Genomic DNA, 25,246 nt, shown 5'->3' on the forward strand with positions numbered 1-25,246 from the left:
TATACTCAAATCCTTCGCCCACGCCCGCGAGGGATGAAGTGACGGGATATTTCCGCGCGGTGGCGCAGAAGCCGGGGAAATCGCCCCGGCGGCCGACGGTGGGCAATGCCTCACGAGTATACGCGAAGCGCGTCGTGGAGTGGCGCTCTGTGACGTAATTCAGCCTATTCTGCTACCAGTCGGCGTAGGGCACCAGCGGCTGGGGCGGCATATCCAGATCCCCCTGCCAGCCGGCCGCCGAGTAGCGGACGTAAAGCAGCGCATGGCTCGGGGTGTAATCCTTCGCCTGCTGAATATCGACCGCGGCGCCGACGAACCAGTTGCTGGTCACCCGCCGCTCCACCAGCGCTCTGGCGGTGTAACCGAATCCCTGACTGCTGCTCCCCTCCTCCGTCAGCTCGCTGGCGCGCTGGCGGTAGTCGGACGGGATCAGGTTCAGCAGCGGATAACGGGCTTGCGTCTGGGTGCGCGAATGGGACCATGACACCGACCCGCCGAGCTCCCAGGACCAGTTCTCGGTACGCTGACGCCAGGTCACCGGCACGGCGAATGAGAGATACTCCTGCGGGCTGTAATAGCCGCCCTGGCCGAGGGTGTAACCGCTGAGATCTTTGTCGTAGTGCCAGATCATATTGTTGAGGCCGACGGTGACGCGACGATTATTCTCGTTGATGACCTTGTAGTAGTACCCGGTCATCCAGCGCACGCGCCAGTTATCCGCCACGTTTTTACCGGTCAGCGAATCGGCCCCCAGCGAGGACCAGATGCCGTGCGCTTCGCCCCGGTCATAGCTGAGGCTCAGGCCGCCGCCGTCGGCGCGGACGCCGCCCCAGGTGGTGCCGGTATGGCTGCTGCTGTCTTTCTGCCCGCCAAAGGAGAGCAGCGAGCTGGAGATGGGGCGCCGGTGGACGTTGACCGTGTACCCCACCGGCCCGACGTCGCTGCTGTAGCTCAGCCCCCCCACCACATCGACGACATTGAAGCCCATCGGGGTGGTGCCGATATCGCCGCTCCAGGTGTCATTCTTCCAGCCGACCGCCACGCTGGCCCCGCTGTCGGTCTGGTTTTTACTGCCGCTGGTACAGGCGATCTCCCCGCAGGTGCCCCAGCTGGGCGAGTAGCTCCCGTCGCTGTGGGTGGAAAAGCTGCCGGCATCCATATTGACCAGATCGGTGCGGAAGAACATCCGGCCATCCGCCAGCGGAGCATCCACCTGCAGCATGGTGGTATGCGCCTTCAGGTCGGAATAGCCGCCGGTGCCGCTGGAACCCCAGAAGTCGTGTTCCAGGGTGACGTTCAGATCCTGCTGGCGATAAAGATCGGCGGCATCGCTACGGATCCCGCGCTTCAGCCAGTCATCCCGGCTGTCGTTGCGCGTCAGCCGCGTAAAGGTATCGTTATCCTGCGGCTGCGCGGGGGTGATGCCGGAGGCCACCATCGCCTCCCGGTAGTGCGTCAGCGCCTGCTGCGGCGCCCCGGTCTGGGTGGCAAAGCGCGCGGCATCGCGCAGCACCAACGCGCTCTCCATCGAGGGCGGCTGCGCCTTCGCCTGCGGCACAATCTGGTTAAAAATCTGTTGGGCATCAGCGGTATCGCCAAGGCCGGCTCGCGCCAGCGCGACCCGACGCTGCATATTCATGGATTCGGTCTCTGCGCCTTTCAACTGCATGACCTGCGCCCGGGCGGCCTGTTTATCGCCCTCGGCCAGGTAGACTTCCGCAAGGCCGAGGCGCGCATCGCCATTGTCGGCCTCCTGGCGCAGCACCCGCTGATAGTCGGCAATCGCCGTCTGGCTGTCGCCGCGCTGCTGCGCCCAGTCGGCCAGCGTCAGGTCATAGCGCACCGAGGCGGGCTGCTGTTGGATAAGGGCGATCGCCTGCGCTTCGTTACCGCTGTCGCGCAGCTGGTTGGCCTGGCGCAGCACCCGGTCGCTTTGCAAACGCGCTTCGAGCTCACGAATATTATCCGTCCACGCGCTGCGCGGCAGAGCGGCGATTTGCGCCAGGGCCAGATCGTCCTGGTCGTTCCCCGACAGGTACAGCCCCGAGGCGTAGACCCGTTCAGCATCCTGCGGCTGGCGGTTGACCATCGCCCGCATCAGCGCGTCGGCCTCCTGGCGTTCACCGGCGCTAACCAGATCGCGCGCCAGACGGTAGGTTATCCACACGCTGTCCGGATCCAGCGCCAGGCGCCGACGCTGGACTTCCGCCGCCTGCGCCCAGTTGCCCTGACTTTCCAGGGCCTGCGCCTGTTTCTCCAGCCGGTCGTTGGTCAGACTGCGCTCAATATCATCGATGCTCCGCCGCTGAGCGGGAGGGAGGCCGGCGATCCAGGCGCTGGCTTTCTCCGGCGATTCGGCGCGATAGAGGTTGGCCAGACCGCGCACCGCCAGATTATTACCGCGATCCAGGCGCAACGCCTGCTGGTAATAGCGCTCCGCCGCTGCCGACTCTTTGCGCGCCGCCGCGACGTCCCCCAATCCCAGCACGGCATAACTGTCGGTGCGATCGACCCGCTGCGCCTGGGCATAATAGTTCTGCGCCTGCGAAAGCTGGCCGGCTTTCAGGGCGTTATCCCCCTGCTTGATCAGCAGCCAGTAACGGTTGGTTTGCAGCAGGCTGTCCCATTTGCCGCGGTTCGGGCTGTCGGGGTCCATGGCAATCGCTTTATTGAGCTGCGCCACTGCCCGCGCGCGATCGCCGCGCTGGGAATAGGCCTGGCCGAGGGCGCCCACCGCATCGCTGTCGCGGCTGTCGGCCTGAACGGCTTTCTGAAGATCCGCGACCGCCTGCGAGGCATTCCCGGACTTGACCGCCGCCAGCCCTTCCGAGCGGGCGCGGAAGGTCGGATCCTGCAGCTGCGCCTGCTGCTGGTCGAGCAGAACGCGGGCGTTCGCCGCCACCGAGCCGGTGGGAAACTGCAGGAGAAATTGCTGCAACGCCTGCACGCTGGCCTTGCTCACCGGCATGCTTTTCACTTCACTGAACCACATGTCGGCGGCGATGCCGCGTCCTGAGGCCGAGCGGGCCATCTCCGCCAGATAGGCAAACCCTTCCTGCGGTTTGTTATCGGCAAACATCTGCTTCGCCAGCGAAGTCAGCAGGCTGACGTTGCCCGGCGCGCTGGCGTTCAGCTTTTTCAACTGGCTGACGCCTTCGCTATGGCGAGCGGGCAGGCGCGCCACCAGCGTCCAGTATTCAATGGCGACGTCAACGTCATCCGGCACCCCGCCGTACAGTTTTTCATAGGCGGCGATGGCTTCATCGACCTTCCCGGCCACACCCAGCAGTCGCGCCTGCTGCAGCGCCTGCCGGCCCTCGCCGGTGTTGCTTTTCATCTCATTGCGCGACGCCTTCAGCTCCGGGGAGTCCGGCGCCAGCTTTGTCAGTCGTTCCAGCTCTTTTTGCGCCCCGGCGGCATCCCCCTGACGCAGCAGGTAGCGCATCCGCGCGGCAATCAGATCCGGGTTGTTGGGATCAATCAGCTCCAGGCGGTACAGCGACTGGCGCACCAGGTCTTCACGATTACTGGCCTCGCCAAGGCGGACCTGCTCCAGCAGATGCTCCTGGGCAGGCGTCGTCGCCGCCTGCGCTAACGGCAGCAGCGCCACGCCGAGGGACAGCGTGAGTAAACTTAGTGAGAGCTTGCGCATTCCTGGTTCCAGTCAGGTTGTAATTCGCCACCCGCAGTGAAACGAAAACGGTGTTGATCCCAACCCTGGCCGAACAGCGTCAGAACTGCGCTGTAGTAGGCATCCGCGCCGGGATAGTTATCGGCGACGCGCTGGCGTTGCACCGACCGGGCCTCGTCGTCCTGTAAAAACGGTAGCATCACCGCGGAGAAGCCCACGGGCCCCTGGCCGCTGGTTTTGCCGGTGGCGATATTCACTTTCTCCGGCGGTACCCCCTGCTCCGTGGTCTGCGCCGCCATCGGCGCGAAGCGTTGCAGCAGGCGCGCTTTCTGCTTATCGCCATCATGGAGCATGCCCACCCACAGGTAGACGCGAATCGCGTCATAGCTGCCGATCAGCGGCTTTTCGGTTTTCAGCTGCCAGCCTTTCCCTTTCTCATAACGCACCCAGTCCGGGGTAAAGCCTTTCGGCGCGGTTTCCAGCAGCAGGCGCAGGTTACTGTCGCGCAGGGCAGGCCACGGCGCGCCAAAACGCACAAAGTAGGTGGCCAGCTGCGGCGGAAGATAGCTGGGGTTAAACCGCCAGCCGCTGTCATCGGCAAAACCGACTTTTCCCGGCAGCAGCATCGTGCCAAGACCGGGCACCGCCACCGTCTCTTCCTCGACAATCCGCGCCAGCAGTGCTTTGCCGGTCTCGGTGTACTGCGGCTGCTGCCACAGGCGGCCCGCCTCCAGCAGCGCCCAGGCTATCCACAGATCCGAGTCGGAGGCCGAGTTGCTGTCCAGCAACGTCCACTGCTCATCGTCCTTTTTGCCCCACAGCCAGCCCGGCAGATGTTGCCGCAGGTCGCCTTCCGCCAGGTTGTTCTGCGTCCAGGTCAGCAGTTTGTCGAACCCCGCGCGATCGTTGGCGGCCAGGGCGAAAAACAGGCCATAGCTCTGTCCTTCCGAGGTGGAGATTTTGCGCGCATCGCTGGGGTCAATCACCCGTCCCTCAGGGCTGACGTACGCTTTTTTAAACTGCTCCCAGGCGGGCCACTGGCAGGCGGCGCTCACCGGGCCCGCCGCCAGCAGCAGCGCGGAGAGCACCGCGCCACAAAGTACTTTCATCATGGTTTATTCATCATCCAGGCTAAGACGGCGGCGACTGATGATGCGCAGCATGCGCCACAGCACCCACGCCAGCAGCACAATACTGATAGCGGCGAAGATCGCCAGCAGTATCGGGTGGTTAGAGAGCGCGAACCAGATGCGCTCGAACCAGGGCAGATGACCCACGTAGTAGATATCCCCTACCCGCAGACTGTTGACGCCGGACTCGCGGATCACCGCTACCGACCCAAACATTGCTGCCCGCTTACCGCTGTCGTTGAGGGCGTTGGTCAGCAGTTCATTACCGCGCGGGCTGTCGGCCAGCAGGGCCACCACGCTGCGCTGATCGTTATACGGCGACTGGAAGCCAATCACCGCCGCCATCGGCCCGGAAGAGGTAATGTCGGTGCGGGTATTGGGCGTGCGGGCATCGTCATCGGGATAAATGCTCGCCAGGTCATAGTGGCGCATCGGCATTTTCACCCAGCTTTTGGTCGCCTCGACCAGCAGGTTGATTTTGGTGTCGTCCTTGAGGGACGACGGGATCGCGCCGATCAGCAGCAGATCCGCATCTTTGTTCTTGATCTGGTTGCCATCGTCGGTCATCTGCAGATTAATCGCCGCCAGACCGGTCTGCGAACCGATACCGCCCAGCGCCTGCAGCAGCGTCGCCACCTGGCCCTGGGTCGGCGCTTTCGGCACCACCACCAGCGTGTCGGAGAGGTCGGCCATACGGCTGTAAGGGAAGCCCGCATTGGCAAAGACGCGCAGGTCCGGCAGGGCGATAAAGTGATAATACTTCGAGAAGTCGATGGTCGAATCGTCGCCAATCACCACATGGTTCTGCACCGGCTGGAAGGTAATACAGTTGTCGATGGAGCCGCCCGGCATCGGGTTCATGTACTGGAAGTCAAAGCGCAGCTGGTTGACCGCCCCGAGACGCAGCGCGGGGATGGTGACCTCTGATTTGCCGTCCAGCAGCCCCTGCAGCACCGGCAGGCGCAGGATCAGTTTGTTCACGTCCTGAGCGCTGTTCAGGCTGAACGACTGCAGGAACTGGTCGTTGAGGCTGATATCCATCCGCGAACTGTCCTTCACCGGCGGCATGGTGTAGCGATATTTCAGATCCATATCGATGCCGTTGGCCCGCAGCAGATAGAGATCCGGCGGCAGGTTAAGCGCCACGGTGATGGCATCCGGCACCAGCCCGCTGGACTGCAGCTGTTGCTCATAGGTTTTCAGCTCAGCGAAGGTGACCGAGCGGTCGGTGCGCACCCAGTTCGGCGCGTCGTAAGGCTGACGCGGCTGCAGGGTTTTGATGCCGTCCACGGTGACACTGCTGCCGCGGAACAGAATATTGCCCTGGGCAATCCCCTTCGCCGCCAGCAGCAGGTCGTTATCATCGCGGCCGAAAATTACCAGCAGCTTGACGTAAGGATCGTTCGGGTTGTCGATCATTTCGATGGTCGGCGCCTTGACCGGCGGATGATCGCGCAGGAAGTCCGGGCGCTTGTCGTTGGTGGCGAAGACAATGGCGTTACGATCCGGCAGTTCGTTGAAATAGACCGGGAACTGCTGGCCGCGCCAGCCGGCCTTGCTGCCGAACCAGGAGGCGACAATCGCCGCCGCCTGCTGCTGGGCCACCGCTGGCGAGCCCGGGAAAATCATCGGTAGCGTCAGCGGGCGGTTATCGCGCGGATCGTAGAACGGCACCGGGAAGTGTGACAGATCGTTATGCACCTTCAGCGACTGGTAGGTGAGATCCAGATAGCTTTCGCGCCCGACGTCCAGCCACAGCGTGCTGCTGGCGGGGTTTTCGCAGACATCGCGGTAGTGACCGACAAACTCCAGCCGTACGCGGTTGAAGTCGGTGATGTACAGCGGGTCAATCGGCAACTGCGCGCGGATCTTTTTCCCCAGCTGCTCTTTGGTCACGGGCAGGACGCCCATCAGCTCATCGTTGAGATAGACTTTCAGCTGCGACTGCACGGGCAGCAGCGAAGGCGATGGGGTGTATTCCAGGTTGAGCAGCGCGTTGGCGACCAGCTCATCGCTGCGCATGCCGAATTCGACCGACGCGTCAGGCCGTGAGCCGCGCAGCACGATGCTGCCGGGCGGCGGCGCGATGGTGGCAAAAGTCAGCTTCACCTCCCGCTGCGGGACGTTCTCGGCCACCGCCGCCGGGGCGGTCGGTTCGGCAAGGGCCGCCGTTGGCTCGCCCACCACGATCGGCGCGCCCGGGGTCGCTACCTGCGGCTGAACGCCAGGGGCGGCGTTCGCCACGACGGCCGGCGCCGCATAAGAGGCCAGCGGATACCAGCTGCACATGCCCACCGCTACTGCACACATCCAGGAAAGTTTTCTTTTCATCGCATTATCATCATTGTTGAGCCATTGCCGGGTCTGCGGAGAGCGTCGGCGCGGCGCGTTCAGGGCGTCGGGGTACAAACGACACTATCCAGGCCACCAGCGAAGTGAGCGCGCGGAAAACTACCTTCACCGACGGCGGCGAAAACTCCGCCAGGTGACGATAGCCACGGAAGCCCAGCTTGAGGATATCCAGCAGGCTTTCCATCGGCTTGTCTTCCGGGAAGCTATCCTGCCAAAGCGCCCACGTATCAGCGCGGGCAAACGTACACTGCACAAAATCGATATGCTGTTGGTTGGTCAACGGCAGTAGCTGGAGCCCCACCTCGCTGCCGTTGACCCGCGCGACCCTAACCGGGAAGGCATATTCCTGCTGTCCCCGTTTGAGCAACAGCCTGGCGTTCTGGCCTTCCAGCACCTGCGCGTCGCCGTGAATTTTGATCCCCAGCCCGCCGTCGGAATAGTCGTGAACCGTGCAGGAGAACAGATGGCCATCTTCGCGGGCAATCGCCGCCGGCATGCTCATTTCGACACGATGCGAACGGCGAACCTGCTTGCTTTCGACCGAGACCGCCACCGCGCCGCCAAGAATAATCAGGTTGTAGAACACCCAGACAATACTCACCCAGACGGTGAGAATTTCGTTTTCCGGGCCATACATAAATCGCCAGATCCCCACCGCGACGCCGACCAGATTGAGCAGTACAAGGTAGATATAGGGCCGGGAGATCACCCAGTCGACATACTCTTCTTCCACCAGCCCGCCCTTCGCGGTGACGTTGAACTTACCTTTATGCGGGTTAATCAGCGCCACAAAGGTGGGCGGCGCGATATACCAGGCCAGCACCGTCTCGTAGATTTCACTCCAGAACGAATGGCGGTATTTGCCCTGAATCTTCGAGTTGGTCAGGCTGGCGTGGATCATGTGCGGCAGCACGAACAGCGCGATCATCAGCGCAGGCGCATAAATGATATAGGCATGGAGCAGCAAAAAGGCCAGCGGCGCCGTGAGGAAGATGAGGCGCGGAATACCGGAGAGGAAGTGGAGCATGGCGTTAGCGTAGCAGACGCGCTGCGCCAGCTTCAGGCCTTTGCCAAACAGCGGGTTATCGAGCCGGAAAATCTGCACCATCCCGCGCGCCCAGCGGATGCGCTGGCCGATATGCGCGGACAAACTCTCCGTCGCCAGCCCCGCCGCCTGCGGGATCCGCATATAGGCTGAGGTGTGTCCCCGCCGGTGCAGACGCAGAGAGGTATGGGCATCTTCGGTTACCGTTTCGACGGCTATCCCGCCAATCTCATCCAGCGGGCCGCGACGGATAACGGCGCAGGAGCCGCAGAAGAAGGTGGCGTCCCACATGTCGTTCCCGTCCTGCACCAGGCCGTAGAACAACGTCCCTTCGTTCGGCGTTTTGCGAAAGCGGCCAAGGTTGCGCTCAAAGGGATCGGGCGAGAAGAAGTGGTGCGGGGTCTGCATCATCGCCAGCTCTTTCTCTTTCAGGAACCAGCCCATGGTCATCTGCAGAAACGAGCGCGTTGGCACATGGTCGCAGTCAAAGATCGAGACGAACTCCCCTTTAGCGTATTTCAGCGCATTGTTGATGTTACCGGCCTTGGCGTGCTCGTGGCTGGTACGGGCGATATAGTGCACCCCGACATCTTTGGCAAACTGGCGAAACGCTTCCCGTCCGCCGTCGTCGAGGATCCAGATGTTCAGCTTGTCCTTCGGCCAGTCGATGCCCTGCGAGGCGTAAATAGTGTTTTTCACCACGTTGAGATCTTCGTTATAGGTGGGGACGAAGATGTCCACGGTTGGCCACAGATCCATATCCTCCGGCAGCGGCACCGGCTGGCGGTTCAGCGGCCAGACCACCTGGAAGTAGCCCAGCACCAGCACCACCCAGGCGTAGGTCTCTGCGAACAGCAGAATGATCCCGCACACCAGGCTTACCGGGTCGTTCCAGTTCAGCGTCGAGGTGTAGCGCCACCAGATATAGCGGCACGACACCGTCAGCGACAGCACGATAAGCATCAGCGCCGAGAAACGCCCCGGGATGCGCCGCACCAGCAGCGCCACGCCCCACAGCAGCATCAGGAAGATAAACTGCGACAGCGGGTTAAAGGGCTGCGTAATACACATTAGCGCCAGCACCAGCGAGCAGAAGGTCACCCCCCCAAGGATTGCCCGGCGCAGCTTCGGATTAAGGTGCGCCAGCTCTTTCTGTTTATCCAGATGGCCGGTGCGGGCGTTCACCTGTTCAGGCAGTTTCTCCAGCCATTGCGTATAGCGACCGTGCACCCCTTCCAGGGCCGCCAGCGAGCGCCAGTTGACCTTTTTTTCCGGCTCCGGCACGCGCGTCGCCAGCAACCACAGGGATTGCAGCAGGTAGCGCAGCGGATCCAGCGGACGCGGGCGATGCGGATTAATATGGGGAAAATAGGTTTCATGGTGGGCCAGAATCGCCTGCCAGCGCGGCGTCTCCAGCGGCATCAGCGCCCAGACCAGCGACGCCCACAGACAGCCAAGCGACGCCGAAAGCCAGGAGGCCCCGTGCTGCCGATAGTCGTCATAGCGCGCGCGCAGCCGTTCCTCCACCGGCGGAGCCAGCAGCAGCGTGCTGAGGCGGATCATGCCGGCCTCCCGCCGGAATAGTGGATCAGGCACCAGTTCGCCAGGGTCAGCACCTCTTCCGCCGCCAGGGAGTCCTGACGATACTCCCCAAGAGGCTGTTTCGCCGCCAGGCACTCGGCCATCGCCTCGTCGCGGTGAATCGTCACCGGCAGGATGCGCGGCTGGCTCTCCAGCCACAGCTGGTAGAGATCTTCCTGTAGCTGGCTGCCGACCCGCAGATCGTTAATCAGAATGTCGCTGTTGGCCGGGAGGGGCTGCTGGTGTAGACGGATATGGCTATTGGCGTCGGGATGAACCACCACCAGTGTGCGATCGCACAGCGTCAGCAGCTCGCGGGTTAATGGCGAATAACCGTTCGGCAGATCCAGCAGCAGCCAGCGGTACTGGCTCTGCAGCCGCTGCACAGCCTCCGCCATCGCCCCCAGCGCGGGCTGCAGCTGGTCAGCATTTTCTCTTTCGCCGGCGCTGAGCTGGCCAAACGGCAGCAGATCGATATGTTGCGTATAGCGCAGACCCGCGTCGCGCCAGTCCCGACCGTCGAGCAGCGCCCGCGCCCAGCCGTCCTGATGATGGACGTCGGTATTGAAAAAAAAGCGCAGCATATTATCCGGGCTGGCGTCGATCGCCAGCACCGTTTCACCGAGCAATTGCAGCGCCCAGGCGAGTGCAGCCGTAATGGACGTGACGCCAGTCCCCCCGCGCACGCCCTGTAATCCCAGAATAGCCATCTCCGGCTTCCTTATTTTTTCTCTGCAAACTCTGCCAGTAACGGCCAGCGCTTCAGCGCCGCATTCAGCTGCTCGCGCCGGGAAATATCATGATAATCAATATCCGGCAGGGAAAATGCCCGGCTTAGCGCCAGAAAATCATTTTGAAAGGTGTACCCCAGCGTGGCGTCCGTGGGTACTGCAGGATCTTTTGCTGGCATATCTCTGTCCGTTTGAAATTTATTATTAAACCAGAGGACGAATACAGCGCATCCTTAAAAGCAGGTGTACATGCTAAAACTGATGACCTTTAATTTCAATGTTAGGTTTACTCTGCCGGTTTCGCTAGTAAACTTATCCAGTGTCAATCAGGGCGCACGAGGGATGCCGTGGATAGTGTATTTACTTTGGGTATTTCATCATTATGGGATGAAGTGTGCCATATGCCGGTCGGTGGGGTATGGTGGCTCAACGTTGACCGTTATACCGATGCCGTCAGTCTGTTTAATCAGACGCTGGCCGCGCAGGCGAAAAACAGCAAGATCGCCGCGCTGGTAATGGGAGACAAACCTAATAATATCATTTCATTAGATAATGAAGGTGGCCCGGATAATATCGCGCTGTTCACCCTGCCGAATCGTCCGGAAGCCCTGGAAGAAATACATCGTGATTTAGTCTGCTCCCTCGAACCTGGCAATTACTTGTTTATTCTGCTATGCGCTGAAAATACCTGGCAAAATATAAATAAAGATAAGCTATGCGCGTGGGTGGAAAAGACCAGCCGCTGGGCGCAATATCACCGTTGCGCTTTCCTGGCGATCAATTCCGCCCAGGATATCGATCGACAGCTCACCCCATTATTACGCGAGTACCGTTCCCTTTCCGGCCTGGCAAGTATTCGTTACCAGGGCGACCGGCATCTCTTTGATATTGCCTGGTGGGGAAGCGACAAAGGCATCAGCGCTCAGCAGCAGCTGATGGTGCAACGCGATGATGCCGGCTGGCGGCTGGCGCAGGAGACGGAAACCAACGTTCAGCCACGTAGTGATGAGAAGGTGATCCTCAGCAATATGCGCGTGCTGGAAGGCGCCCCACCGCTGTCGGAATACTGGACCCTGTTCGATACCAACGACGAGGTCTTCAACGCCGGGCGCACCGCACAAGCGGCCACGGTACTTTTCTCCATCACCCAGAATACGCAAATTGAACAGCTGGGCCGCTATATTCATACCCTGCGTCGCCAGCGCGGTACGGCGCTGAAAATTATTGTCCGTGAACAAACGCCCAGCCTGCGCGCGACAGATGAGCGGCTACTGCTTAGCAGCGGCGCCAGTCTGGTGATCCCCAGCAGCGCGTCGCTCTCCCGCTGTCTGACGTTGATCGAAAGCGTGCAGAACCAAAAATTCTCCCGCCATATTCCGGAGGATTTCGCCACGCTGTTGACCTGGAGCCAGCCGTTAAAGCTGCGCGGCTACCAGAAGTGGGATGCTTTCTGCGAGGCGGTACAGAACGTGATGGCCAATACCCTGCTGCCCGCCGACAGCAAAGGCGTAATGGTGGCCCTGCGCCCGGCGCCAGGGCTGCGCGTTGAGCAGGCGCTGACGTTATGCAAACCCAACCGGATGGGCGATATCATGACCATCGGCAATAACCGGCTGGTGCTGTTTTTGTCGTTTTGCCGGATCAATGACCTCGATACCGCGCTAAACCACATTTTCCCGCTGCCGACCGGCGATATTTTTTCTAACCGCATGGTGTGGTTTGAAGACAAGCAGATCCTCTCGGAAATCGTGATCATGCGCGGCGTCGAGCCCGCGCACTGGAACACGCCGCTGCCCTTGTCGATAGATAAAAACGAAACCATCAACGCCACCCACGATGGACGCCACTGGCGACGCTACCCCGAGCCGCACCGGTTAACCACCCGCGAGGAACAAGCCTGATGATGTCTATCGCCGATATTCTGCAACTGGTGGTGCTCTGCGCCCTGCTGTTTTTCCCGCTGGGTTACCTGACGCGCCATTACCAGCGCCGTATTCGCACGACGTTAAGATTGATGTTCTTTAAACCCCGTTACGTGAAACCGGCAGGCGTATTACGCCGGGGAGCCACGGTTAAGCAAGGCAAAGCGAACAAATGACAAACACTAAACCGACCGCGACACCGCTTCCGCTCTGGCAGTACTGGCGCGGCCTTGGCGGCTGGAATTTATATTTTCTGGTCAAATTTGCCCTGCTGTGGGCCGGGTATCTCAATTTCCACCCGATGCTGAACCTGGTGTTTCTCGCCTTTCTGCTGGTGCCGATCCCGCGCGAAAAGCTGCACCGTATCCGCCACTGGATCGCTATTCCGCTCGGCTTCGCGCTGTTCTGGCACGATACCTGGCTGCCCGGTCCGGAGACGCTTCTTAGCCAGGGTTCGCAAATCGCCGGCTTCAGCGCCAGCTATATCTGGGATCTGATCGTCCGGTTTATTAACTGGAGCATGGTCGGCGCCTTCTTTGTTTTACTGGTCCTGTGGCTGTTTATCAGTCAGTGGCTGCGCGTCACTGTGTTTGTCTCCGCGATGGTCGTCTGGCTGGCGGTCAGCCCGCTGCTGCCGGCCTTTACCCTGTGGCCCGCCGGTCAGCCCACCACGGCCGCCGCCACGACCGCGCCGGCCAATACCGGGGCCAACGCCGCCGCTGGCACCGCGACCAGCCCCGCCAGCAGCGATATTCCACCGCAGACCGAGCCGCCGACGTCAGCCAATCTCACCAACTGGCTGAACGGTTTCTATGCCGCCGAGCAGAAGCGCAAAACGCCGTTCCCGGACCAGCTGCCGGCGGATGCCCAGCCGTTTGACCTGCTGGTGATCAATATCTGCTCGCTCTCCTGGTCGGATATTGAAGCCGCCGGTCTGATGGACCATCCGCTGTGGAAGCATTTCGATATTGTCTTCAAAAACTTTAACTCCGCGACCTCCTACAGCGGCCCGGCGGCGGTGCGCCTGCTGCGCGCCAGCTGCGGCCAGCTGTCGCATACCAACCTGTATCAGCCGTCCGGCGCCGATTGCTACCTGTTTGAAAACCTGGCGAAACTCGGCTTCAACCAGCAGCTGATGCTCGGCCATAACGGTCTGTTCGGCGACTTCCTGAAAGAACTGCGTTCGCTGGGCGGCATGCAGAGCCCGCTGATGGACCAGACCGGATTGCCGGTCAGCCTGCAGGCGTTTGACGGCTCCCCGGTGTATGAGGATCTGGCGGTCCTCAACCGCTGGCTGAAGACCGAAGAGGCCAGCAGCAATCCGCGGAGCGCCACCTTCTATAACACCCTGCCGCTGCATGACGGCAACCACTTCCCGGGACAAAGCAAAACCGCAGACTACAAAGTGCGGGCGCAGAAGCTGTTTGATGACCTGGATAACTTCTTCACCGAGCTGGAGAAATCGGGGCGGAAAGTGATGGTGGTGGTGGTGCCGGAACACGGCGGCGCGCTGAAGGGCGATAAGATGCAGGTCTCTGGCCTGCGCGATATCCCGAGCCCGTCGATCACGAACGTCCCGACGGCGGTAAAATTCTTCGGCATGAAGGCGCCGCATGAAGGGGCGCCGATTATCATCGATCAGCCCAGCAGTTACCTGGCGGTGTCGGAGCTGGTGGTGCGTGCCCTCGACGGCAAAATGTTCAGCGAGGACAGCGTCAACTGGCAGCAGTATGTCGCAAACCTGCCGCAGAGCGCAGCGGTGTCCGAAAACGCCAACGCCATCGTCATCCAGTATCAGGGCAAGCCTTATGTCCAGCTGAATGGCGGTAGCTGGGTGCCTTATCCGCAATAAGCGACAAGGCCGCCCAAACTGGCGGCCTTACATCGTGAGACGTTCCCATTCTCCCTTCCCCACCCTCATGCCTACGGGCGGGGAAGGCGGCAAATCAATCACCGTCTCTAACGCTGATCCTGTTTCGCCAGCCAGACCAACTGCTTGAGGCTGGCAGAGTAATAATCATCCTTGTCGTCAATCTGCGGCGCCTCCTGCGGTTCACCCAGCGTCAGATCGCGCACCGCCAGCAGGCCGCCGGCCATATACCAGGGTGCCACCTCGTTGGTGCTGACGTTGATCCACGCCGGGGTTTGCAGGCGCGGGTAACTCTGCATCCAGGCCTTCCACGGCGCGAGCAAAGCGCTTTGCGGATCGGCCCATGAGAGATACAGCGGGATACGAATCGCATCGAAACTCATCCGCGGCGGCCACTCTTTGGCTGGCAGCATCTTGCCATCCGCCCGCAGCGCCACCCAGTCGCTGGGCAGGTGTGATTTCCCCCACCCCATCTGCCCCAGCAGCGCCTGTCCGTCGGTCTGCAATGTCCGCCAGGCGGTCAGATGCGTCCGCTCCGCGAAGGCGCGCCAGGCCGGGAAGATGAAATAGGAGGGATTAAGATTCAGATGGTCGTTGAGATTGAACCCTTTCACGCCCGGGAGCATCACCTGACGACCGGCGAAGGTCACCACCGTATATTTCAGCAGGGAGGCGGTGATGGCATCCGAGGCAATCGCGTAGCGCTTGTCCTGCCACTGCTTTTGCGCACGCAACAGCGCCCAGGCGATGAGAGTATCACCATCAGAGGCGTTGTTTTTATCGGCGATAGGGTCCGGCGCCACCGGGTTATAACGCCAGTAAAACAGCCCGTTAGACTTATCGCGCAGGGTGCTGTCCGTCCACTGCCACAGCTTGTCGAACGCCGGGCGATCGTTATTCGCCACCGCCAGGAGCATGGCAAAGCCCTGACCTTCCGTATGCGACACATTGCCATTGGCGGTATCAATGATACGGCCGTCCGGCATCATAAAACGGGCCTTATAGCGCTCCCAGGCCGTATCCGCCCACGCCCGGGGCACCAGCATCACTGCCGTTGTCACTATCACCGCCACTAAAGCACGCAGGGGCATACATTCACTCATTATGGATGGTAGTAAAGAAACTGAACGTCAGAGACAGAGAACACCCGCTCACGTTGTAAAACGACATGAGCACTGCCTCCCTGACTCTGCAGCCAGCGAGAATATAACCCCTCCAGTATGGCACAGAACGCGTTGCACCAGCGCACGCGTCCCGCGTCGTCCCGGCTGACCGGCAACGCCTGATGGCGCAGGCGCAGGCCATCCTCACCGACATCAATCGTCACCACGCCCCAGTGGAAATGGGTCAGCAGCCGGTTGATATTCGCCTCCAGCTCTCCCACCGTCTCCGACGCCGGCAGCGGATGGGTCTCCGCCAGCGAGGCGCCCATCTGACGCAGGAAGGGCTGGCTTTCCAGCTCGCCGGCATTATTTAACATACCTTCGACCATAATAACCAACAGATCGAACCATCCGGCAGGCGTCTGCTGTTGCTGGAACCAGGTCGTGACCACCGGGTTATTGTTCTCCGTCATCATCAATGATCTCCCAACATATAGCGGATATAGAGCCCGGCGGTGCTTTCGTTATAATCCCCGAAGGTGTCATAGCCAATCTGGCCCCCCAGCGTCATCTGTTTGTTAACCTTGTAGTCCGCCCCGGCGCGCAGGGTATAGCCGATGCCGCTCTTCGAGGTCGCGGAATAGTAGGCTTCCTTGGCAAACCCATTGCTCACCGCCGTCTCCAGGGTCTGCTGCCACTCCGAATTGGTCGGGAAATAGGCGCTCTTATCCTGACTGTAAGACTGGTAGCCCACCGAGCCGCCAAGCTTCATGGTCCAGTTATCATATTTCTCCGTCAGACTGACCGGCAGCGACACGCTGACATAGTTTTGCGGGCTAAAGTAGCCCCCCTGACCATAGGTGAAGTAGCTGAGGTTCTTGGAATAATCCATATAGCTCATGCTCAACCCGGTCTGTAACTGGCGATATTCGTCATGATAGGGCCGCAGATAGACCCCGGCATTGGCGTTAATGCTGGTGTTGCTGGCGACGTTCTGCCCCAGGTAGCTGTATCCGCCACCGCCGACATAGAAGCCCGCGTCGCCGTCGTCATAGCTCAGCTGCAGGGTGCCGCCGTTTTTCGTCACCTGCCCCCAGGTTTTACCGGAATAGGCGTCTTTCAGACCAACGTAAGAAAGCAGGCTGTCGGTCAGTGAGCGGCGTTCGCCGGTCAGGATCAGCGACAGGTAGTTGCTCAGCTTAGGCGACCATTTCACCCCGCCGACAACGGTATTGAGATCCTGGCCCAGCGGCGTGCTGCCAATATCGACGCGATAATCGTCACCGCTTAACGCCAGCGCCAGCTCGACGCCGTTAGCCTTCTGCGAATCGGTTGAGCCGCTGGTCTGGTCAACGTTCGGCTTACGGCTGGAAGAGGCCAGATAGCTGGCGACCTGTCCCGAATCATAGCTCCCGAGCTTCGCCAGATTTTCCATCCCGCTGCTGGTGGTCGGATTGAAATCTGCCGCATTCAGGGTGCCCAGGCCGCTTAAGGCTTCGGCCCCCGGATTGCTGGCAAAATAGGCCGTCCGCTCCGCCTCGGTCATCGAGGCGATCGCCGCCTGCTCGCTGGTGGCGGTACTCACCATATTGGAGACCGCGTTAGCCAGCGGGTTGGCGCCGTAGCGACGCCAGGCGTCGCCGCTGGCGGTTCCGGCGTTCAACGACACCGGGGTGACGGTAAAATCAAAGCGCGAATCGCCAAATGGCGAAGAAGACCAGGTCAGCGGCGTCCGGAGCTCCGTCAGCTTGCTGGTACCCGATTCGCCGTCGCGCCCGCGCACGTCCATACCGCCCTGCAGCCAGCTGCCGGTTTTCTCCTGCAGAGACTCCATCATGGTGTCAACCTGGCGCAGCATCCGCGTCTCGGCGGTGTCCACTGGCAGATCGGGGCGCTGGATCCCCGGCAGCGTGGAACCGGGCGCGGCGGCCGACTGGGCGACCTGCCACGGCATATACTGTCCGTAGGTGGAAGCGGTCCGCGTCGGCGCCGACGTTTGCGACACGCCGATAAAGGGGTTGTCTGCCGCCAGCACCCCGCCGACGGTTGGCGTTTCGCTGCTGTTGGTGCTTTGCATACCCAGCAGTTTGCCGCGGGCGCTACGCAGGTAGGTCATCGCCTGCTGATGATGGCCCTGCGCCTCTGCGACTCTCGCCAGCAGCAGTAAGCGATCCGGGGAGTTATCCTGGCGCAAACCGCCGGCCAGCTGTTCGGCACGATCGTTGTTCCCCGCCGACAGCGCCACGTCGATGGCCCCGGCGCGCGCGTCCTGGTTCGGCGTATCGCGCGTCATCAGGTAGTCATAGACCACCCCGGCCTCTTTGTTCATTTTGCCGCTCTGGTACAACCGCGCCATCGCGAACATCAGATCGGTATTCTGCGGATCGCTCTGCATGGCGCGGATCAGCTTGTCATACGCCGCAGCGTAATTGCCCTGCTCGCGCAGGCGATCGGCTTCGTTGATCACATAGCCATTGCGAATACTCGCCAGCTGCGTCGGCGTACTGCTGGCCTGCAGCTGCGGATTGCTGAGCAGGTTCTGCGCCTCGCCGGTCAGCCCGGCCTGATTCAGCACCGCAATCTGATCGGCGTAATCACCGGCGTTGCCGGACACCCCGCTGCTGATATTGTTGCGCACCAGCGAGACCGCGGTAGTCAGATCGCCGCTCTCGGCCAGCAGCCGCGCCAGCTTGCCGGCGTCCGCCGGGGCTTTCGGCGGCGTGGAGGCCATCGCCCGCAGGGTATTGCTGGCGGCAGTGCGGTTGCCCTGCGCCAGATAGTTTTCGGCGGTCGCCAGCTGCAGGTTGTAGTTCACCCGCTGGCGTAAATCGCGCATGTCGCTGGTCTGGCTGCCGCCGGGAATGCGCGCCAGCAGCGTCTGCGCCTGCTGCCAGGCGCCGTTTTCGCTGGCAAACAGGGCGGCGGCATACAGCGCATTGTTGCTGGCGCCGGGGCGATAGGCCGCCGACATCAGCGAAGAGGCCTCGCTGCCGTTACCCGATTTTTGCAACAGCCGGGCCAGATCAAGGCGCAGCCAGGGATCGTCCGGATAGCGGGCGACGCCTTCGCGCAGAGTGGCAATCGCGCCGCCTGGGTTACCGCTGCTGACCTGCGCCTGGGCCTGGCGGCGCACGGCATCGCCCGGCATACCGGCCACCACCCGCGGCTGCAGTTTTTGCTGCAGGCTCTGCGGGAGCGTCTGCAGCATCGCCTGCGCCTCGGCGGATTTATTCTGCTCGCGCAGCACGTAATAGAGGTTTTCCCGCCCCGCCGCGTTCTGCGGATCGTCGCTTAACAGCGAACGTAGCGTTTGCTCCGCCTGGGGCAAATCTTTGTTATGCCGCAGCACATCGGCGCGGAACAGCTTCGCCGAGGCGCCCCGCGCCCCGCTCTGCTGCGCCAGCGGCGCGGAGAGCGCCAGCGCCTGGCTAATATTGCCCTGCTTATAAGCCTGCTGAGCCTGCGCCAGCTGGCCGTAGAACAGCGCATCGGCCGCCTGCTGACGACGGGTCGCCGAGGCGTCGCCGCCGAGATCCGCCGCCCGGCTCAAATACTGTGACGCGGCCTGGTAGTCGCCGCTGCGCTGCGCGATATAACCCATGCCCGCCAGCGCATCGGCATCCTGCGGGTTGGTCTGCAGCACCTCTTCAAATTGCTGCTTCGCGGCGGCGGTATTGCCGCTGTTCAGATTGGCGTAGCCCTGGCCACGCGCCTGACCACTGCGCCGTTCGCGAAAGTAATTCTGAACTTCGCTATCCTGCGGATGCCGCTGCATCCAGGTATCATAATACTGCTCATCGCCGGCCTGCGGGCCCAGCCAGAGCAGCGCCTGACGCAAGCCGCTGTCCGCCTCTTTGTTGCCGCTGGCCATCGGCTCAAGCAGAGCGATCCCTTCCCGGCGGGTCTCTTCCCGCCAGGTTAAGGCTTTGCCCAGCGCCACCCGCGGGGCATTTTCCTGCGGATGCTGGGCCACGTACTGGCGCAGTTCGCTGATGGCCTGCGGATAGAGCGATTTGTCGCTGGCCATGGTCAGGTAATATTCCGCCGCCAGCCCGGCAGGCGGCGTATTGCCATTAAACATGCTGCGCCAGGTCGCCAGCGCCCCGGGAATATTGCCGCCGCGCGCCTGCTGGCGGGCCAGACTGAGCTGCCCCTGCGGCACCTGCGACATCTTTTTAGCGTTGTCTAAATCCTGCAGCCCCGGGCTGTCCGGCGCCGCTTTCGCCAGCCGGGCGCGCCACTGCGCCGCCGCCTGCATATCGCCACCCTGCTGCGACCAGAGCGCCATCAGATACAGCGCCTGGGTGTTATTGGCATCGACCGAAAGCACCTTCTGCAGGGACTCCATCGCCAGTTCGTCATGGGATTTCTCATGCCAGTAGTTGGCCTGGGCGAACAGCGCCTGCAGCGCCGCGTCGTTGCCTGCCGCCAGCGCGCCGCCAGAAGCACCGAGAGTCAACGCGCCGGTGAGGCAGAACGTCGTGAGCCGGCGGGAGGTTTTCATCGTTATTGTTATCTTTCTTTTCATTAGTTATCCCCCGAACCCAGACGCTTACGGGCATGACGTTTAAACATCGCGGTCAGCGCCAGTCCCATTATCGAGGTGGCAATCAGCCCCAGCACCGCCAGGAAACCGGAATGCTGGCTGGCATACCAGACGGCCATCATGTACCACGGCATCTGACCGCTGGGGAACGGCGTGCTGACCTGGAAGCTGCGCACCCCGTTATCACTGGTGATCACCGCGGTATCGCCACGGATCCCGGCGTTGATACGCGGCGAGTCCAGATCGGTCTTCAATCGCGCCAGCTGGTCATCATTGCTGGCCATCGCCACCACCACCAGGCGAGTCGCGTTCCACGGCGAACGATAGCTGATGAACCCGCGCCAGGCGCTGCTGGACGAGAAGTAGCGATCGGCATCGAGGCTGGCCGAGGTCCAGTCGCCGGTTAGCCGACGCTGCACTTTTTGCCACAGGTCAGGCTCGCGGACGCTCAGTGTGTTATCCACCGGACGATACGGTGAATCAGCCAGCAGGCTCTGGTTAAAGGCCTGCTGATCGAGAGCGGTGACTGCCAGCACGTCACGTTCGCGCAGCGACTGCAGATCCGCGCCGCCGGTCGGCATCCCGAGCACGACGCGGTTATTCGCCAGCGCAGTGCCGGTCGCATTTCCGGAGCGCGCCGCCAGATTCAGCAGGGTGGCCACCTGGGTCTCAGACGGGTCCGCCGGCAGCATGAGCGTCGTTTGCGAATAGTCCGCCAGTCGCGAGAAAGGGAATGAGGCGCCAACGAAATAGGAGAGGTTTGGCAGCAGCGAGAAGTGTCGCGTTTTGCTCAAATCAATCCAGGAATCGTCAGTGATCCGGCTCTTGATATTGTTATTCAGCAGTACCGAGCACGGAACATCGTCCTTCGGCACCACATTGAAGTACATCGACAGCTGGTTATCGCCGTAGATCAGGTAAGGTGCCAGCGGGATGGTAAAGCGCTCCTGGCGCGCATCGCCCCCGAGGTGGCGCCAGACTTTCTCCAGCGGCCCCTGCTTGTTCATCGCCAGGTTATTGAGGAAAGTGCCGTTGAGCGTGACGCTCAGCAGGGACTTGTCCTCATTAATCCAGCTTTCCGACGGGAAGCGGTAGCCAACCTGCAGCGGGATCGTCTCGCCATCCCAGAGATAGAGGTCGGGCGCGGCGCGAAAGGCGATACGTAAAGGCTCATGCCAGACACCGCTGACGGTCGGGCTTTGATCCTTACGCAACAGTTCGCTGAGCCTGACCGGACGATCGGTGGGGATCCAGCGCGGCGCATCGTACGCTTTACCAACCGGGATGGTCTGCGATTCGACATCCAGCGTCGCGGTTTGCGGGGCGAAGTTGCCGCGGGTCAACCGCCAGGCGGCCATGCGCAGCGCGGTATCGTTTTTACCGACAATCAGCAGCAGTTTGTAGGCCGGATTGGCGGGGTTGGCGATGATGCGCAGCAGCGGTTTATCGGTTTCCGGCAGCGTCATGCCGCCCACCTGCTCGCCCGGATGGCCAATCACAATACCATGGCGTTCCGGCAGGCGATCGCGCAGGGCGCTGAAGGCGATGCCACGATAGTCCGCCTGGATACCCAGCCATGAAGAGACCAGCGCCGCGGCGCTGAAGACGTCAGCCGACGGCTTCGCCCCATAGGCGACCGCGATGTCCGCCGGGGTCATCTGCATACTGTCAAAGAAGGGGCGTGGGAAGTGGCTCAGGTCGTCGCTGATGTTCAGTTGCTGGCTTTCCCAGCTGAAATGCGACGTGGGCAGCACCGTCACCCGCGACGAATCATGGATGTCACGCTGGCACTGCAGGATATCGCCATCGTTGATCTTCACGCTCAGGTTATTGCTGGAGACCATCAGCGCGGGCGGAATATCCAACTGATAATGGGAGACATCCTCGCCATCGGCACCCAGCGGCAGAGTGCCGAGGGGCTGACCGTTGAGCATCAGCTGCAGGGTGGCGTTGCGGCTCGCCATTTCCGGCGATACGCGGACGGCAAGGCTGAGCTGGGAATGGATCACCACCTGGTCGGAAGGCAGCGTAAAGCTAACGCCCCCCTGCCGCTGGCCGCCGCTGAGGATAATGCCATCCGGCATCCCCATTTGCGCCAGATTCAGATCGCCTCCCCAAACCGGGGCGACGGGGATGACATCGGGCGCAACCGTGTCGCTCACCGGCGGGGTTACTGCGGGCATCTCAGGCACAGGCGTTGTCAACGCCGCATCGCCTGCGGGGGCGGGCGCTACCGCTGGCGTGGCCTCTTCCGGAGCGGCCGCCGGAGGTTCGTCACCGGGCTCATTGTCCGCCGCGCCGTTGAGCTGCGGAAAACTCAGCGGGGCTGAAGCGCCAGTAGCCGGCTCTTCACTGTGCAGCGCAGGCGCAGAGAACATCCCTGCCAGCAGCGCCAGCGTCGTTAATCGCTTCATAACGTCCCATCCTCCTGCGCCGTTTTCGCCACAGCCGTCCGGCTGCGCTGGCTGCGACGGGTTTTCCACGTCAACCAGAACAGTTCGAACACGCAGCGCAAAATGGTGAAGAAGGAGCGGAACGGGTTATCCTGCGGGCGCGGCGGATTAATCCAGGCATCCGCGCGGGCCAGCACCACCCGCACCAGTTCACGGCGGCGTGAGAGAGGAATATCTTCATCAAACTTGAGGCGCAGGAAGCGCTCATCCGAGGTGACCAGCTGAGCCGGGATGGAGATAGCCCCGGACTGCAGGATCAGCTCAATCTCTTCGATATCATCCTCCAGATGGCGCATATCCGGCGCGGCCACGCGGCAGCCGCCCATCGACAGGTCCGCGGTATGGCTGCGGGAAACGATACCGCTGGCGTAATGGATCACCACCGGAATGTCGACATCGATACGAATGGTTTTTCGCACCTGCCGCGTTTCGCGCGCTACGGCAATCGCCGCCAGCAGGAAGATCAGACTGTAGATCCCCCACCCGACGTTGAGGGCGATAACGTTGGGATCCGAGCCAAAGTAGTCATGGCCAATCGCCCGGACGATGCCGACCACCACCCCCAGGGCCAGCAGGCAGGCCACCACCAGGTGCGGCCGCACCACGGTGAAATCGAAGTAACCGACGTCAAGCAGCCCACCCTTATCGGTAACGTTGAATTTGCCGCGTTTGGGGAAAATCATCGTCACCAGTGTCGGCAGCACCAGGTGGAAGGCCAGCACAATATCGTAGATCTCCCCCCAGAAGCTGTAGCGATAGCGGCCGTTCATTCGCGAACCAACGTAAATAGCGAGGAACAGATGCGGCAGGGCATAGGAGACAATCAGGCTCGCTGAAGAGTAAATAATATTGAGGTTAAACAGCAGATAAGCCAGCGGGGCGGTGACAAACACCACCCTCGGGAGCGCGAACTGGTAGTAGAGCATGGCGCTCAGGTAGCACAAGCGCTGCTGGAAGGTCAGGCCGCGACCAAACAGGGGATTATCGACGCGAAAGATCTGCGTCATCCCGCGCGCCCAGCGGGTTCGCTGGATGACGTGCACCACCAGACGTTCGGTGGCGAGACCAGCCGCCAGCGGAATATCGAGAAAGGCCGACTTCCATCCCAGACGCTGAAACTTCAGCGCCGTATGGGCATCTTCGGTCACCGTTTCGACAGCGAAACCGCCGATCTGCGCCAGCGCCTCGCGGCGGATCACCGCGCAGGAGCCGCAGAAAAAGGTGGCGTTCCAGTTGTCGTTCCCCTGCTGAATCGGGCCATAGAACAACATCCCTTCGTTCGGGATGTTGCGCCCGACGGAGAGGTTACGTTCAAACGGGTCCGGGGAATAGAAATAGTGCGGCGTCTGCACCAGAGCCAGCATCGGATCTTTCAGGAAACCGCCGACGGTGGCCTGCAGGAAGACGCGCGTGGCGACGTGGTCGCAGTCGAAAACGCAGATAAGCTCCCCGTGGGTCAGGGTCAGCGCATGGTTAAGGTTCCCCGCTTTGGCGTGCTTGTTGTCGTTACGGGTGATATAGCCCACGCCGACGTCGGCGGCGAACACGGCAAACTCACTGCGTTTGCCATCATCCAGAAGATAGATCTTCATTTTATCTTTTGGATAATCAATGCATTGTGCCGCCAGGACGGTATCGCGCACCACCTCTAACGGTTCGTTATAGCTCGGAATATAGATATCGACCGTCGGCCACTTGCTCATATCATCCGGCAGTGGAACAATGCCGCGCTTCAGCGGCCAGACCGTCTGCAGGTAGTTAAGCAGCAGCATCACCCAGATATAGACCTCCGCCAGAAAGAGTCCCATTCCGAGAATGGCTTCAATGGACGAGTTGAAGTGCAGGGTCTGCGTGAGGCGAAAATACATGTAACGCGTGGACATCAGCAGCGACGTGACGACCATAATGACCGATACGCTGCGGCGCTTGCTGAAGCCCATCAGAAAGAGAATACCGATACTTAGCAGACCAAAAATATACTGCTTTTGGCTGTCCATCGGCGTGATCACCACCAGCACGGCGACGGGAGACAGCACCAGCGCCAGCAACCAAAAAAGAGATTTTTTCATTCAGCAGCCCTGCAATAAGTTAAAGCCCTGACATGCGTGGCTGGCTGTGCACCGTGCCATCGCCAATGTGGATACCCAACAGCGAAGATATTTTTTTAGCCATGATTTCAATATCAAAGGCCGCTGCGGAGGAGGCGTTGAAGTCCAGGATCGACTTCTGCGAGGCATTAGCCTCTACCACGCTTTCATCACGATGGATCACGCCAAGCAGTCGCTCGCCCAGTTTCTCTTCCATCAGGCTGGTGACGTCCCGGCTGACCTGGCGACGGCTATCGCTTTGGTTTATGACGAAATAGTGCCCGTGCTTGTGATTCAGCGCCCCGCCGGTCAGGCGCTGCTTTTCCACGTGCGCCAGGGTCGACATTGAGGCGGTATCCGCCAGCAGCGGGATCAGATGCAGATCCGCCAGCCCCGTCAGGGCCTTCAGCGCCGGTGAAGGCCCTGGCGGCATATCGGCGATGGTGATAAGCCCGGGATAGTTGAGCAGCGCCGACAGACCGCGCTGGAGAAAATGGTCATTGTGGGTCAGTTGCTCATCAAACGCCTGACGCTGCGCTTCGCTCACTTCGCCGTAAGGCAGGACGAAAATATTGCTGCCGGCGCTCAGCACACACTGGCTCCAGTCATGCAGTTCCAGCGCCTTCGCCACGTAGCCCCGCTCATCGCTCAACGGCACGCCAAAATGCAAACGCAGCGCATTCTGGACGTCAAAATCCAGCGCCAGGACTTTGCTGCCGGTCCGCGCCAGCGAATAAGCTAAATTGGCCGCAAGGGTCGTTTTCCCCACGCCACCTTTCGGTGAACAGACGCAAA

14 protein-coding genes and 1 pseudogene are annotated in these 25,246 nt (G+C 61.3%); 3 read left to right on the forward strand and 12 right to left on the reverse strand.

The genetic code is table 11. The features are described from left to right. Positions 1-172: 172 nt before the first annotated feature. Genes bcsC through bcsR form a run of 6 tightly spaced genes read right to left on the reverse strand, consistent with a single transcriptional unit; the run spans position 173 to position 10,649 of the window. Positions 173-3,652, reverse strand: a complete 3,480-nt coding sequence (gene bcsC, locus N438_RS17915) for a cellulose synthase complex outer membrane protein BcsC (protein WP_044650134.1) — start codon at positions 3,650-3,652, stop codon at positions 173-175. After that, complete coding sequence (gene bcsZ / locus N438_RS17920) at positions 3,634-4,743, reverse strand: cellulose synthase complex periplasmic endoglucanase BcsZ (RefSeq protein ID WP_023298318.1); 1,110 nt, start codon at positions 4,741-4,743, stop codon at positions 3,634-3,636. Before bcsZ ends, bcsC begins: the two co-directional genes overlap by 19 nt. 3 nt (positions 4,744-4,746) lie before the next feature. Continuing rightward, positions 4,747-7,092: a cellulose biosynthesis cyclic di-GMP-binding regulatory protein BcsB gene (bcsB, locus tag N438_RS17925; RefSeq protein WP_008806916.1), complete on the reverse strand. Its 2,346-nt coding sequence runs from the start codon at positions 7,090-7,092 to the stop codon at positions 4,747-4,749. 10 nt (positions 7,093-7,102) lie between these two features. Beyond that, the gene (bcsA, locus tag N438_RS17930; protein ID WP_116696397.1) at positions 7,103-9,721 is read right to left on the reverse strand and encodes a UDP-forming cellulose synthase catalytic subunit; all 2,619 of its coding nucleotides are present in this window, start codon (positions 9,719-9,721) and stop codon (positions 7,103-7,105) included. Beyond that, the gene (gene bcsQ / locus N438_RS17935; RefSeq protein ID WP_023323370.1) at positions 9,718-10,449 is read right to left on the reverse strand and encodes a cellulose biosynthesis protein BcsQ; all 732 of its coding nucleotides are present in this window, start codon (positions 10,447-10,449) and stop codon (positions 9,718-9,720) included. Before bcsQ ends, bcsA (N438_RS17930) begins: the two co-directional genes overlap by 4 nt. An 11-nt stretch (positions 10,450-10,460) precedes the next feature. Continuing rightward, the gene (gene bcsR / locus N438_RS17940; RefSeq protein ID WP_002921513.1) at positions 10,461-10,649 is read right to left on the reverse strand and encodes a cellulose biosynthesis protein BcsR; all 189 of its coding nucleotides are present in this window, start codon (positions 10,647-10,649) and stop codon (positions 10,461-10,463) included. 168 nt (positions 10,650-10,817) lie between these two features. Here bcsR and bcsE point away from each other — a divergent pair, with 168 nt between their 5' ends. The 3 genes from bcsE to bcsG are packed head-to-tail and all read left to right on the forward strand — an operon-like array spanning position 10,818 to position 14,244. Further along, the gene (bcsE, locus tag N438_RS17945; protein WP_080782747.1) at positions 10,818-12,371 is read left to right on the forward strand and encodes a cellulose biosynthesis protein BcsE; all 1,554 of its coding nucleotides are present in this window, start codon (positions 10,818-10,820) and stop codon (positions 12,369-12,371) included. Then, positions 12,371-12,568: a cellulose biosynthesis protein BcsF gene (gene bcsF / locus N438_RS17950; protein ID WP_008806912.1), complete on the forward strand. Its 198-nt coding sequence runs from the start codon at positions 12,371-12,373 to the stop codon at positions 12,566-12,568. The genes bcsE and bcsF overlap by 1 nt, the downstream gene beginning before the upstream one ends. After that, positions 12,565-14,244, forward strand: a complete 1,680-nt coding sequence (gene bcsG / locus N438_RS17955; protein ID WP_012967087.1) for a cellulose biosynthesis protein BcsG — start codon at positions 12,565-12,567, stop codon at positions 14,242-14,244. The genes bcsF and bcsG overlap by 4 nt, the downstream gene beginning before the upstream one ends. A 107-nt stretch (positions 14,245-14,351) precedes the next feature. On the opposite strand, the gene N438_RS17960 is transcribed toward bcsG, so the two are convergent. The 6 genes and pseudogenes from N438_RS17960 to N438_RS17985 form a co-directional block, all read right to left on the reverse strand. Then, positions 14,352-15,353 carry a glycosyl hydrolase family 8 gene (locus N438_RS17960; RefSeq protein ID WP_012967086.1) on the reverse strand — a complete coding sequence of 334 codons (1,002 nt, stop codon included), beginning with the start codon at positions 15,351-15,353 and terminating at the stop codon, positions 14,352-14,354. An 11-nt stretch (positions 15,354-15,364) separates the two neighbouring features. After that, a complete protein-coding gene (bcsD, locus tag N438_RS17965; protein WP_008806909.1) occupies positions 15,365-15,841 on the reverse strand; it encodes a cellulose biosynthesis protein BcsD in 477 nt (158 codons plus the stop codon). Beyond that, positions 15,841-19,893 (reverse strand): cellulose biosynthesis protein BcsC, encoded by a 4,053-nt coding sequence (locus N438_RS17970; RefSeq protein ID WP_077139466.1) that lies wholly within the window; start codon positions 19,891-19,893, stop codon positions 15,841-15,843. The genes bcsD and N438_RS17970 overlap by 1 nt, the downstream gene beginning before the upstream one ends. Next, a complete protein-coding gene (gene bcsB / locus N438_RS17975; protein WP_116696398.1) occupies positions 19,893-22,325 on the reverse strand; it encodes a cellulose biosynthesis cyclic di-GMP-binding regulatory protein BcsB in 2,433 nt (810 codons plus the stop codon). Before bcsB (N438_RS17975) ends, N438_RS17970 begins: the two co-directional genes overlap by 1 nt. After that, positions 22,322-24,433 carry a UDP-forming cellulose synthase catalytic subunit gene (gene bcsA / locus N438_RS17980; protein ID WP_008806906.1) on the reverse strand — a complete coding sequence of 704 codons (2,112 nt, stop codon included), beginning with the start codon at positions 24,431-24,433 and terminating at the stop codon, positions 22,322-22,324. The genes bcsB (N438_RS17975) and bcsA (N438_RS17980) overlap by 4 nt, the downstream gene beginning before the upstream one ends. 19 nt (positions 24,434-24,452) lie before the next feature. Next, positions 24,453-25,245, reverse strand: a pseudogene (locus N438_RS17985) (cellulose synthase operon protein YhjQ/BcsQ). Position 25,246: the final 1 nt, after the last annotated feature.

It is taken from the genome of Klebsiella sp. GL120222-02 (assembly GCF_003097195.1).
GTDB lineage: Bacteria > Pseudomonadota > Gammaproteobacteria > Enterobacterales > Enterobacteriaceae > Klebsiella > Klebsiella variicola.